Source organism: Pradoshia sp. Z6_59 (assembly GCF_058267515.1).
The window spans coordinates 16823-30365 of record NZ_JBZCPP010000005.1 but is presented as its reverse complement, the minus strand read 5'-3'; the positions used below and the strand labels follow the sequence as shown (position 1 = coordinate 30365).

Annotated in this window: 14 protein-coding genes; 1 reads left to right on the top strand and 13 read right to left on the bottom strand. The window is 37.1% G+C overall.

Going from position 1 to position 13543, the window contains the following annotated elements:
* The 10 genes from yycF to AC4D4B_RS06840 form a co-directional block, all read right to left on the bottom strand.
* Complete coding sequence (gene yycF / locus AC4D4B_RS06885; RefSeq protein WP_490558485.1) at positions 1-711, bottom strand: response regulator YycF; 711 nt, start codon at positions 709-711, stop codon at positions 1-3.
* 264 nt (positions 712-975) lie between these two features.
* Positions 976-2265, bottom strand: a complete 1290-nt coding sequence (locus AC4D4B_RS06880; RefSeq protein ID WP_490995173.1) for an adenylosuccinate synthase — start codon at positions 2263-2265, stop codon at positions 976-978.
* A 181-nt stretch (positions 2266-2446) separates the two neighbouring features.
* Positions 2447-3811, bottom strand: coding sequence for a replicative DNA helicase (gene dnaB / locus AC4D4B_RS06875; protein WP_490995174.1), 1365 nt, complete (start codon positions 3809-3811; stop codon positions 2447-2449).
* Between the two features lie 226 nt (positions 3812-4037).
* Entirely contained in the window at positions 4038-4484 is a 447-nt protein-coding gene (gene rplI, locus AC4D4B_RS06870; RefSeq protein WP_490995175.1) for a 50S ribosomal protein L9, read from the bottom strand.
* A complete protein-coding gene (locus AC4D4B_RS06865) occupies positions 4481-6454 on the bottom strand; it encodes a DHH family phosphoesterase (RefSeq protein WP_490995176.1) in 1974 nt (657 codons plus the stop codon). The genes rplI and AC4D4B_RS06865 overlap by 4 nt, the downstream gene beginning before the upstream one ends.
* 355 nt (positions 6455-6809) lie before the next feature.
* A complete protein-coding gene (gene rpsR, locus AC4D4B_RS06860; RefSeq protein ID WP_066109691.1) occupies positions 6810-7052 on the bottom strand; it encodes a 30S ribosomal protein S18 in 243 nt (80 codons plus the stop codon).
* 52 nt (positions 7053-7104) lie between these two features.
* Positions 7105-7611, bottom strand: coding sequence for a single-stranded DNA-binding protein (ssb, locus tag AC4D4B_RS06855; protein WP_066109692.1), 507 nt, complete (start codon positions 7609-7611; stop codon positions 7105-7107).
* Positions 7612-7672: 61 nt separating this feature from the next.
* Positions 7673-7963: a 30S ribosomal protein S6 gene (gene rpsF / locus AC4D4B_RS06850; protein ID WP_490995177.1), complete on the bottom strand. Its 291-nt coding sequence runs from the start codon at positions 7961-7963 to the stop codon at positions 7673-7675.
* 142 nt (positions 7964-8105) lie between these two features.
* A complete protein-coding gene (gene ychF, locus AC4D4B_RS06845) occupies positions 8106-9206 on the bottom strand; it encodes a redox-regulated ATPase YchF (RefSeq protein ID WP_490999504.1) in 1101 nt (366 codons plus the stop codon).
* Between the two features lie 173 nt (positions 9207-9379).
* Positions 9380-9577, bottom strand: a complete 198-nt coding sequence (locus AC4D4B_RS06840) for a DUF951 domain-containing protein (protein ID WP_066109702.1) — start codon at positions 9575-9577, stop codon at positions 9380-9382.
* Positions 9578-10121: 544 nt separating this feature from the next.
* On the opposite strand from AC4D4B_RS06840, the gene yyaC reads away from it, so the two are divergent.
* Complete coding sequence (gene yyaC, locus AC4D4B_RS06835) at positions 10122-10760, top strand: spore protease YyaC (RefSeq protein ID WP_490995179.1); 639 nt, start codon at positions 10122-10124, stop codon at positions 10758-10760.
* A gap of 30 nt (positions 10761-10790) precedes the next feature.
* Here yyaC and AC4D4B_RS06830 read toward each other — a convergent pair whose 3' ends face one another.
* From AC4D4B_RS06830 to noc, 3 genes are all read right to left on the bottom strand, one after another.
* The gene (locus AC4D4B_RS06830) at positions 10791-11633 is read right to left on the bottom strand and encodes a ParB/RepB/Spo0J family partition protein (protein ID WP_490995180.1); all 843 of its coding nucleotides are present in this window, start codon (positions 11631-11633) and stop codon (positions 10791-10793) included.
* On the bottom strand, positions 11626-12387 hold the full coding sequence (locus tag AC4D4B_RS06825; protein ID WP_490995181.1) for a ParA family protein: 762 nt from the start codon (positions 12385-12387) through the stop codon (positions 11626-11628). Before AC4D4B_RS06825 ends, AC4D4B_RS06830 begins: the two co-directional genes overlap by 8 nt.
* 182 nt (positions 12388-12569) lie before the next feature.
* A complete protein-coding gene (noc, locus tag AC4D4B_RS06820; protein ID WP_490995182.1) occupies positions 12570-13451 on the bottom strand; it encodes a nucleoid occlusion protein in 882 nt (293 codons plus the stop codon).
* Between the last annotated feature and the right edge of the window lie 92 nt (positions 13452-13543).

Sequence of the window (13543 nt, the reverse complement as noted above, 5' to 3'; positions counted from 1 at the left end):
TTACTCCTGTTCAGGATGACGGAGGTAGTACCCAACTCCTCTTCTTGTAACAATCCATGCAGGATGGCTTGGATTATCTTCTATTTTTTCACGTAGACGTCGAACGGTTACATCAACTGTTCTGACATCTCCATAGTAATCATATCCCCATACTGTCTGCAGAAGATGCTCCCTTGTCATTACCTGGCCTATATGTTTAGCGAGATAAAAGAGCAACTCAAATTCCCTATGGGTTAATTCAATGGTGTCACCTCTTTTGGATACCATATAAGAATCAGGGTGTATCACTAGATTGCCAATCGTAATTTCATTTGTTTCCTCGTTATCTTCCTGTTGATTGGCAGCATGTTTTTGCCTGCGTAAATTCGCTTTTACACGTGCAATTAATTCACGGGTACTGAACGGCTTTGTCACATAATCATCTGCTCCCAGTTCCAGACCAAGCACTTTATCTATTTCGGAATCCTTTGCCGTCAGCATAATTATTGGCATATCATATTTCTTCCGCACTTCCCTGCAAACTTCCATTCCGTCCTGTTGCGGTAGCATGATATCTAATAAGATCAAATCTGGCTGAAGTTCTTCCACCATTTTAATGGCATCATTACCGTCATAGGCACAATACACATCAAATCCTTCTTTTTTCAAGTTAAACTGTAATATATCTGCAATAGGCTTTTCGTCATCAACAACCAGTATCTTTTTATCCATTGTCTAGTTCTCCCTTTTATATAATAAAATGTATATATTAATGACATCTGCGAGTCACGATTTTGCTAAACTATCCTAATCCTACTTTACCATTTCTATTGAAACAGGTCATCTTTTTAAAATGGTATTCCAAATATATACAGCAGTGAATACCAAAAAGGATTAGACTATTATCTAATCCTCAGATTCTATATGAAATATGCTAGTAATCATGATTAATTATCAAAAGGCTGACAAACGCTTTCGCCTGTCAGCCAGTTATTTTTATATACCGTATGGATTGCGGATTATATTCGTTTGATTACGGTCCGGTCCTACAGAAAAGATTGATAATGGAATACCTGTTAACTGAGATACTCTTTCTAGATAAGTACGTGCATTGGCAGGCAGGTCAGACAATGTCTTCACACCCGTGATATCTTCTGTCCAGCCTGGCAGTTCTTCATAGATTGGCTCACATTCAGCCAATATCTTCAGACTTGCCGGGAACTCCTCCAATACTTTTCCATCGTGTCGATAAGCAACACAGATTTTTAATGTTTCGATACCTGTTAAAACATCAATTGAGTTAAGAGAAAGATCGGTGATTCCACTAACACGGCGCGCATGGCGGACAACAACGCTATCGAACCAACCTACTCTTCGCGGACGTCCCGTAGTAGTTCCATATTCTCTTCCTACTTCACGAATTTGATTACCGATTTCGTTATCAAGCTCGGTAGGGAATGGCCCATCTCCAACACGTGTTGTGTAGGCTTTACATACACCCACTACATGATTGATTTTAGATGGTCCGACTCCGGAACCGATTGTCACTCCGCCCGCAACTGGGTTCGAGGATGTAACAAATGGGTAAGTTCCCTGATCAATATCAAGCATTACCCCTTGTGCTCCTTCAAATAAAACACGGCGCCCCTCATCCAAGGCGTCATTTAAAACAACAGAGGTATCACATACATATTGTTTAATTTGCTGTCCATATTCATAATATTCTTCGAAAAAGTCATCCATCGTAAAGCCTTCAGTTTCATAAAAACGTTCCAGCATACGGTTTTTCTCTTCCAAATTTCTTGTCAGCTTCTCTTCAAATACTTCTTTATCTAATAAATCGGCAATCCTGATACCTATACGTGCTGCCTTATCCATATAAGCCGGGCCAATTCCCTTTTTAGTAGTACCGATTTTATTACTTCCTTTTCTCTCTTCCTCTACTTCATCAAGTTTCAGATGATAAGGAAGAATCACATGAGCTCTATTGCTGATACGTAAATTATCTGTGGAAATCCCACGATCGTGCAGATAAGTAAGCTCCTCAATAAGTGCTTTAGGGTCAACGACCATACCATTTCCAATTACTGATATCTTATCCTTATAGAATATACCGGAGGGAATCAAATGAAGCTTATATGTTTCACCATTAAATTTAATTGTATGTCCCGCATTATTTCCACCTTGATATCTGGCAATTACTTCTGCGTTTTCTGAAAGGAAATCTGTAATCTTTCCTTTACCTTCGTCTCCCCACTGTGTACCTACTACTACGACTGAAGACATTCTTTACACCTCCACTAATTTACCAACATCTTGCACTTTGGCATAACAAACAAATTAAGTGTATCAATTACATCGACTAATTTCAAGGAATACACGAACATTTATACGAAAATAGTAAAATATGTTCGTGTATAATTGTAATAAAAATAAACCCACCCTGGTTTGGTGGGTCTATAGACTATTATGCTCCAGAAGGGATGGCATCATCCTGGAATCTTCTTTCTAAATTAACGAACTTATTGTATTCCTTCACAAATGCCAATTGAACCGTTCCAACCGGGCCATTACGCTGTTTCGCAATGATAATTTCAATAACATTTTGGTTTTCTGTTTCTTTATCATAATAATCTTCCCTGTATAGGAAGGCTACAATATCAGCATCTTGCTCAATACTTCCTGACTCACGGATATCAGACATCATCGGACGCTTGTCCTGACGTTGCTCTACACCACGAGAAAGCTGGGAAAGAGCGATAACTGGAACTTCTAGCTCCCTTGCCAGGGCCTTAAGGGAACGGGAAATTTCTGATACTTCCTGTTGTCTGTTTTCGCCTGATCTGCCATTCCCCTGAATAAGCTGGAGATAGTCAATCAGGATCATGCCAAGTCCATGTTCTTGCTTTAAACGGCGGCATTTTGAACGGATTTCACTAATTCGGACACCCGGAGTATCATCTATAAATATACCCGCATTTGATAAGCTTCCCATTGCTAGTGTTAATTTGCGCCAATCTTCGTCTGTCAGAGATCCTGTTCTAAGGTTTTGAGCATTTATATTACCTTCTGCGCAAAGCATACGCATGACCAATTGTTCTGCACCCATCTCCAGACTGAAAATCGCAACATTTTCATCCGTTTTTGTTGCAACGTTTTGGGCAATATTAAGAGCGAAGGCTGTTTTACCAACAGATGGACGGGCAGCAACAATAATTAAATCATTGCGCTGGAAGCCTGCTGTCATGTGATCCAAGTCATTAAAGCCGGTAGGTATTCCAGTTACATCTCCTACTCGGTTATGAAGCAACTCAATATTGTCATAGGTGCGAACTAAAACATCTTTAATGTTGTGGAAGGCTCCGGCATTTTTTCGGGAGGCAACTTCCATAATGCTTTTTTCGGCTTCACCCAAGAGGCTTTCCACTTCATCCTCACGAGAATACCCATCTTGTACAATGCCAGTTGCTGTATTAATTAATCTTCTTAAAACGGACTTTTCTTCAACGATTCGGGCATAATATTCTATATTGGCCGCGGTAGGTACTGATGACGCCAGTTCTGTTAAATAGGGAACTCCCCCAACCTCTTCAAGCTGCTTTGTTGCACTTAGTTCTTCAGTTACTGTAACTAAATCGACAGCCTTTCCTTTGTCGTTTAGCTTCAGCATAACCATGAAGATTTTTTGGTGTGCACTTCTATAAAAATCCTCAGGTATCAAAATCTCAGAGGCAAGTATTAAAGAGGAAGGCACAAGAAAAATTGCTCCTAAAACCGCTTGTTCCGCCTCAACATTTTGTGGTGGAACCAAATCAGTAAAGAGCTCATTCATTCGGCAAACCCCCTTTATATATTTAAACGTAATTATATTTTTTTATTAGCAATTAAAATGGATTGCTATTCTATTGTATATGGAAATGAAGAGAATAGGTACAGGAAATTATTTATTTTAACTTTCATTTGCATTAGTAACTTCTATCATACTAAAAAAAAGTGATGAAATCAGCTAACAAGCTTTTCATCACTTTTTCGGGAAAATTATTTCCTGGGAAAATATTTTATTGTTCTTTCACATGAACATTTAAAGTAGCAGTTACCTCATGATGGAGCTTAACCGGAACTTTTGTGTAGCCGAGAGAGCGAATTGCGTCTTCTAATTCGATTTTACGTTTATCAATTTTATGCTTATGCTGTTTTTGTAATTCATCAGCAATCTGTTTGCTGGTAATGGATCCAAAGATTCTGCCACCTTCTCCAGTCTTCGCTTTTAATTCAATCGTAAGCTTTTCTAATTGCTCTTTTAATTTTTTTGCATTTTCGAGTTCCTCAGCTGCGAGTTGTACTTCTTTATTTTTTTGAATTTCTAGTGTTTTCATATTGCTGCCAGTTGCTTCTACAGCTAATCCTTGTTTCAAAAGGAAATTATGTGCATACCCATCTGCAACATTTTTAATTTCACCTTTTTTTCCTTTTCCTTTAACATCTTTTAAAAATATTACTCTCATGTGTTTGTGCCTCCTTCATATAGCTCATCAATTGCATCTTTCAACATTTGCTCTGCTTCTTCCATTGAAATGTCATCTAGTTGAGTTGCCGCATTTGTAAGATGCCCTCCGCCTCCTAAACGTTCCATAATAACCTGAACATTTATGTCGCCAAGAGATCTTGCACTTATGCCAATGCTAGTTTCTGATTTTGGTGATAACACAAAGGATGCAATTACTTCATCCATTGCTAACAATGTATCTGCAGCCTGGGCAATCAACACCTGATCAGCAAATTCATTTAAATCACCATGAGCAATAGCAATCCCTTTATGATAAAAATAAACATCCTCAATCAGCTTTGCCCGCTTTAAGTAAGTATCTACATCTTCCTTAAGAAGCTTTTGTACAAGGACTGTGTCTGCACCATGGCCTCTTAAAAAAGAAGCTGCATCGAAAGTTCTGGAACCCGTTCTAAATGTAAATGATTTTGTATCTACTATAATACCCGCCAGCAAAGCAGTTGCTTCCAGCATACCCACCTTTACACGCTTCGGCTGGTATTCGATAAGCTCCGTTACTAACTCGGCTGTAGATGATGCATATGGCTCCATATAAACCAGGATAGAATTATCTATAAATTCCTCGCCGCGCCTGTGATGATCAATCACCACGATTTTCTCAGTCCGGGAAACCAGTTTTTCCTCAATAACCATGCTTGGCTTATGAGTATCTACAATAACAAGTAATGTTTTATCGGTTATTAATTCAACGCCAATTTCAGGTGATATAAATCTGGAGTCCAACTCAGGCTTTTGCTTCACTTCGGTTAGAAGTCGTTTAACACTTGAATCTAATTCACTTCTGTCTAGGATAATATATCCTTCACGGTTATTCATTTCAGCAATTTTTAATATCCCTAAGGACGAACCAATAGCATCCATATCCGGAAACTTATGTCCCATTACAATGACTTTATCACTATCAACTATCAAATCACGCAGTGCATGTGAAATTACCCGTGCACGGACTCTAGTTCTCTTCTCCATAGGATTTGTTTTGCCACCATAAAATTTCACTTTTCCATTTGGGAGCTTAATGGCGACCTGATCTCCACCTCTTCCCAGAGCCAGATCAAGACTTGATTGAGCAATGCTGCCCAGTTCAGGTAATGCCGATACTCCGCTCCCCACACCTATACTCAATGTTAATGGAACATTTTGCTTGGCTGTTGTTTCCCGTACATCATCCAGTATAGAAAATTTTGTTTTCTCCAGGTGGTTAAGAATGCTTTCGCTAAAAATAGCGATAAACCGATCAGATGAAATTCTCTTTAAAAAGACTCCATATTCTTTAGCCCAATTATTTAATAAAGAGGTTACAAAGCTATTTAAGCTGCTTTTTCGTTGATCATCCATACCTTGTGTCACATCGTCATAGTTATCCAGATAGATAATTCCAATGACAGTTCGCTCTTCTTCGTACATTTTTTCAATTTCTGTTTGCTCTGTAACATCGAAGAAATAAAGCAATCTTTCCTCCGGCTTATGAACAATTCGAAATTTGCGATTATAAATTGCTACAATATCTTCGCTTTCCTCTCTCTTAACTAAAGGTATTAAAGGTTCTGCAACCTCTGAAATGTTTTTTCCAACGAGGGTATCTTCCTGTAGACACTTAGCCATATAAGGGTTGGTCCATTCAATCACATAATCCTCGTTGAAAAGCAGTATACCTATAGGCATTTCTAATAGAGCTTCTTCCCCCACTTTTTTTAATCGATAGGAAAGAGTGGAAATATAGATTTCCGTTTCTTTTTGTATTCCATATTCAATTTTTAATATTAGAAAGAAAAGAATGCCAAAAAGCAAAGAAGCTACTATTGCAAATATCCAATTATAATAAGCAAGAACTCCGATGATTAATAAAGATACACCCAATAATGCGTAGATGGGATAACGGATCGCTTGCCTGTTTAAATAAGATGGCATAGATTCAGCTCCTAAATAATGTGGATCAATTTATGTATTACTTATCATTATACTTGATAAAACTCTATTATGACCAACAGAGCAATAATTTACCTATTCTCAGGCGTATAATTAATACCCTTCAATAGTACCTATTTAAAACAATAAATGCATACAAAGAATATTATAAAGCATAAATAAAATGATATCCAAAAAACAAGACATTAGATTAAACTATACATTATATTTAAATAATATTTAGGTATAATGTGATTCAATGTCTATAACTTTAAAATAAGTACTCATGTCAATTCTATCTTCTTAAATACAATTAAAAAACGGAAAGGATTCCCTTTCCGTTTTTATGTGTAAAATCTTATTTTTCCTCTGCTACGAATGGTAGAAGAGCCATAGTACGAGCACGTTTGATTGCAATAGTCAATCTACGTTGGTACTTAGCGCTTGTTCCAGTTACACGACGTGGAAGAATTTTTCCACGCTCAGAGATAAACTTTTTAAGAAGATCTACATCTTTATAGTCGATGTGCGTAATGCCGTTTGCTGTGAAATAACAAACCTTACGGCGTTTTGCACGTCCGCCTCTGCGTCCGCCTGCCATATTATTCACTCCCTTTCATTATAATTATATACGTCCGTTCGAATTATCAATGTTAGAATGGAAGGTCATCATCCGAAATATCGATAGTTTGTCCATTACTGCTGAATGGATCATCATCAATCTTCGTATAATTACTGTCCTTCCGTTGATTCTGGTTTTGGTTGCTATTTCCCTGGCCAAATGGATTGGTATCATGACCACCATATTGGCTTCCGCCGCTTTTTTCACCGGCAGATGAACCTTTAGGCTCTAGGAATTGTACGCTCTCTGCTAACACTTCTGTTACATAGACACGTTTTCCATCCTGACCTTCATAATTACGAGTTTGAATACGTCCATCAACTCCAGCAAGATTACCCTTCTTCAGATAATTAGCTGCATTTTCTGCCTGGCGTCGCCAAACAACACAGTTAATAAAATCTGTTTCCCGTTCACCTTGTTGGTTAGAAAATGGGCGATTCACTGCTAATGTGAAGGTTGAAACAGGAACACCATTCGGAGTATAGCGGAGATCAGGATCCTTCGTTAAACGACCTACCAAAATGACACGGTTTATCAACAGAATCAACTCCTAATATTAGAAAATTGTTCCACATGAAACAATTTATGTTCAATCAAAATTACTCTTCTTCTTTAACTACAATATGACGGATGATATCTTCGCTGATTTTAGCAAGACGGTCAAATTCTTGAACAGCCTCTGCATTTTCAGCTTGGATTTTATTGATCATGTAATATCCATCACGGAAATCATTGATTTCATAAGCAAGACGGCGTTTGCCCCATTCTTTTGTTTCAAGAACTTCAGCACCCTTGTCAGCTAAAATTGTGTTAAAACGCTCAACTAAAGCTTTTTTTCCATCTTCCTCAATGTTTGGACGGATGATATACATAACTTCGTATTTTGTCATCACTGTCACCTCCTTTTGGTCTAAACGGCCCTTATGGGCAAGGAGCAATTAATTACAATTACTCACAAGTTAAAAGTATAGCATACATATAGGAAGTTTGCAAATTGATAAAAAGACCGATCATACTGACCGGTCCTCTTGTTTATACATTAAAACGGAAGTGAATAATGTCCCCGTCTTTTACTTCGTATTCTTTACCTTCTAATCTAACTTTTCCGGCTTCTTTCGCTGCATTCATGGAACCAGCTGCCATCAGATCTTCATAAGATACGATTTCTGCGCGAATGAATCCACGTTCAAAATCAGAGTGAATAATTCCAGCACACTGTGGCGCTTTCATCCCTTTACGGAAAGTCCAGGCACGTACTTCTTGAACACCTGCCGTAAAATATGTTGCCAAGCCCAACAATTGATAAGATGCCCGAATTAATTGATCTAAACCAGATTCTTCTATGCCTAATTCTTCAAGGAACATTGCTTTTTCTTCGCCTTCAAGCTCAGCAATTTCAGATTCGATTTTGGCACAAATCACGATTACCTCAGCATTTTCTTTTGCTGCAAACTCACGTACTTGAGTCACGTATTCATTATCGGTCGCATCAGCCACTTCATCTTCATCAACATTAGCAACATATAAAACTGGTTTAATCGTGAGAAGATGTAATCCTTTAACGATTTTGAGCTGTTCTTCCGTGAATTCCACTGCTCTGGCTGGTTTTTCAGCTTCAAATGCTTCTTTTAATAAGGAAAGAACTTCATACTCAACAACAGCTTCCTTATCTTTTTGTTTGGCTAATTTACCAACACGATCAATCCTTTTTTCAACTGTTTCCATATCAGCAAGAATTAATTCAAGATTAATCGTTTCAATATCATCAATTGGATTAACCTTACCTGAAACGTGGGTAATATTTTCGTCAGCAAAGCATCTTACTACATGGCAAATTGCATCTACCTGGCGAATATGAGAAAGGAATTTATTTCCTAATCCTTCTCCTTTACTTGCCCCTTTCACAATTCCTGCGATATCAGTAAATTCAAAGGCAGTCGGTACTGTTTTTTTCGGTATTACAAGCTCTGTCAGCTTTTGCAATCTATGATCTGGTACTTCTACAATCCCTACATTCGGATCAATCGTACAAAATGGATAGTTAGCGGATTCTGCTCCAGCCTGTGTTATTGCATTAAAGAGAGTAGACTTTCCTACGTTAGGCAGACCTACTATTCCAGCTGTTAATGCCACATCATTCACTCCTTATGTGAAAACATATTAAATGTTATATAATCTATATGTGATAAACCTTTACCAATTATAGTGACAAGTCATCTAAAAGACAAGCCGCTATTCTTTTTCATATTAGTATTTAAATTACACTTTATAATGATAGCATACAAGCTGTACATTAAGCTTTGAGATTATGCCTCGTGTTTCTGAAGTATCTTTTTCATCTTCCTAACAAAATCTTTACGGGGCAACATGACACTATGGTCACATCCCTCACACTTAATTCGGACATCCATACCAAGTCTAATAATCTTCCAGCGGTTGATACCACATGGATGAGGCTTTTTCATTTCAACAACATCATTCAATCCAAAATCCTTATCATCCATAGTTTTTAATCCTCCATTATTTAAACTTTACCCTTTATATCCATGAATTATATCAGCATATGGCCAGACCTCCAATTAAAACCAACATCCAGAATAAACAGAAATCTACTTAGACTCCCGTTTCTCTAATTTCTTCCCTTTCATTTCATCATATAAAAATAATGTTTCAGACTAGATTCGCTATAAAGAACCCTTTACTCTTATTACCTCTCTGATGAATTTTACGAAAATGTTTTTTTAATATAACTTATTCAAATCTCTTAGGGCCAAAATACCTATGCGTATGAATAATGATAATGTTTCTTTATTCCTTATGCTTGGGTATACATATGATAAATCAATCTGTTTAAAAGAAACGTTAACCATTTTACTACATCTCGGCTTTGGAAGGTAAAAATGTTAAAAAAAAGACAAGTCTTCTTATCCTGATCACTGAATGAGAAGAATATAAGATTCGAAAATCTGCAATATATTCCAAAGTTCAGTGTATAAAATTCCTATATTTTCCGTATACTGATAGTACTTTTGCAGAGGAGTGGTAATTATGAACATGAGGCCTTCTTTTTTTGAACAACGCAATACAACAAATCGAATATCATATGAGGAAGAGAATGCCCATCATGTTATCTCTAGAGAATTACTCACAATCCTCCCTTCTCATAAAGTACGTCCTGTTGTCATTATTTGTATCGGTACAGACCGTTCAACTGGTGATTCACTTGGTCCTTTAATTGGAACATTGTTAAGTGAAAAAACACTGCCCAATTTTTATATATATGGTACATTAGAGGATCCAATACATGCTGTTAATTTACAGGAAAAACTCAATTACATTCAAAGCATACATGAAAACCCATTTATTATTGGAATAGACGCTTGTCTTGGCAGAGTTAAAAGTGTTGGAGTCATCCAGGTTGGTAAAGGCCCTGTAAAGCCTGGTGCCGGTGTAAATAAAGAGTTGCCCAATGTAGGAGAAGCCCATATTACAGGAATTGTGAATGTTAGTGGATTTATGGAATACTTTGTTCTTCAAAATACTCGTTTAAATTTAGTACTTAAAATGGCTAAAGCCATTACAAAAGGTATTTATTTAGCCGGGTTATCCTATAATCATGCCACTTCCATAACTACAACATTTAATTGGAATTTCGAAGAAGAAAAGGTACATGACAATAATTTATAGAGAAAAATAAAAAACCATTTATATGGTTTTTTATTTTTCTAAAATTTCAAGGAGTCTCTCTAAATCCTCATTGGAGAAAAATTCTATTTCTATTTTCCCTCGCTTATTATTCTGTTTAATGTTCACGGTTGTACCGAAACGTTCTCTTAATTGATTTTCTCTTTCCTGAATAAATATATCCTTAGCAGGGACTTTTTTTGTTTCACGTGGAACACTTTCATTCAAATTTTGAATGATCCCTTCTAATTGCCTAACATTAAGATTTTCCTTGATAACTTTATCAGCCAGAGGTTTAATATCTTTTTTTGATTTCAAGCTTAGCAATGCTCTTCCATGCCCCATTGATAATTTCCCTTGAGAAATATAATCCTGAATCAATGCAGGCAATGATAACAATCGAATATGGTTGGCTATATGAGGTCTGCTTTTCCCCATTCTTTTCGCCAATTCTTCTTGAGTGATATCAAGGTTTCTCAATAATGATTGATAAGCAGCACCCTCCTCTACCGGATTTAAATCTTCCCTTTGAAGATTTTCCAATAAAGCAAGTTCCATCATTTGTCGATCATCAAATTCACGAACTACCGCAGGCACAGACTTCATTTTTGCTTCCTTAGCAGCACGGAAGCGTCTTTCCCCAGCTACTATTTCATAGCCTTTAATACTGCTTTTCCGTACAATAAGAGGCTGTAGAATTCCATGCTGCAGAATTGATTTCTTCAACTCTTCAATAGCATCGGGTTGAAAAGATTTCCTTGGTTGATATGGATTTGGCCGCAAATTTTTAATCGCAATCTCTTGTACCACTTCTTCTTTGCTGACTTCCATGTTAGCAATAAGGGCATCAAGACCTTTCCCTAATCCCTTACCCATTTGCAACCACTTCCTTTGCCAAATCTAAATATACATCCGCTCCACGTGACTTTGGATCATAAATAATAATCGGCTCACCGTGGCTTGGTGCTTCACTTAAACGTACAGTACGTGGAATGATCGTTTTATATACTTTATCCTGGAAGTACTTCTTAACCTCGTCTATGACTTGTATACCCAGGTTTGTCCGGGCATCAAGCATAGTTAATAATACTCCCTCTATTTTTAAATCATGGTTTAAATGTTTCTGAACTAATCTAACCGTATTAAGTAATTGACTGAGGCCTTCAAGGGCGTAGTATTCACATTGCACAGGTATAAGCACAGCATCAGATGCTGTCAGGGAATTGAGAGTTAATAACCCTAAAGATGGAGGACAATCAATAATAATATAATCATACTCATTAACAACAGCTTCTAACGCTCTTTTCAAGCGTACTTCTCTGGATATGGTAGGAACTAATTCTATTTCAGCGCCTGCAAGTTGAATAGTAGCCGGTATGACATCTAGGTTTTCAACTTTCGTTGCCTTAATAACATCAGCAACATCCACATCATCAATAAGTACATCATAAATGCATTGTTCAACATCAGCCTTCTCTATCCCTACTCCACTGGTCGCATTTCCTTGTGGATCAACATCGACTAGCAAAACTTTCTTTCCTATGTACGCCAAGCAGGCCCCCAAATTGACTGAGGTTGTTGTTTTACCAACTCCTCCTTTTTGGTTTGCAATAGATATTACTTTTCCCATGTTGTCACCTGCCTCACTTTACATTCAGACTTATAACGTTTCTATTTTAACATGTTTCTATTTTTCAAAGTTCATATATTTAAAATTATCACACAGAAAGTATCGATTTTTGTAAAAAGGCTGTTAATTATAAAAAAAACTGGCAACCTATCGGATTGCCAAGTTATCTATTAATGAAACTATTATTTACTTTTTTTCGGAATACGGATGGTAATTTGATAAAAATCATCAAACTCTGTTTCCTCTGAGTCCAAGTTAATTCCATTATCCTTAACCATGCTCATTGATTGACGGATCGTATTTACTGCTATTCGCATATCCTTACTGAATGCTTTTCGTATGGCACGAGGCTTTTTGTCTTCATCAGCTGAAAGCAGTTTGTTGACTCGTTCCTCTGTCTGCTTCACATTCAGTCCTTTATCAATGATTTCTTCTACAAGCTTCGCCTGTTTTTCAGGATCTTTTAATGGTATTAAGGAGCGTGCATGCCTTTCTGTGATTGCCTTTTGCATGACCGCATTCTGAACCACCTGCGGCAATTTGAGTAAACGAATTTTATTGGCAACCGTAGATTGTCCTATTCCAAGCCTGTTTGCAAGACCTTCCTGGGTCAATTGATGCAGTTCAATCAATTTACTGTATGCCACAGCTTCTTCAATAGGAGATAATTCCTCACGTTGAAGGTTCTCTATTAAAGCTACAGATGCTGTTTCAGTGTCTGAGAGATTATTAATAATAGCAGGAATTTTATCCCAACCTAATTTACTTATGGCTCGGTATCGACGTTCACCGGCAATTATTTCAAATTGCCCATCATGAATCTCTCTGACAACAATGGGTTGAATAATTCCATGCGTTTCTATAGTCAGAGCGAGTTCTTCAATTTTCTCATCATCAAAAATACTTCTTGGTTGAAAACGATTTGGTACAATTGAAGAAATAGGCAATTTATGGATTTCATCATGGTTTATTTCTTCTTTTTCCGTCTCAATTCCCGATTCCCTGTCAACATTTTGTTCTTTATCTCCAAGTCCAAAAAAACGTGAAAAAGGATGTTTTGTCATCCCTACACCACCTTTAAAAAACTTCCAACTAGCTTAATCATTGGCAAAAATCATATTTAAATAAGTTCAGATTGTCTCATTTTTTGGTAATA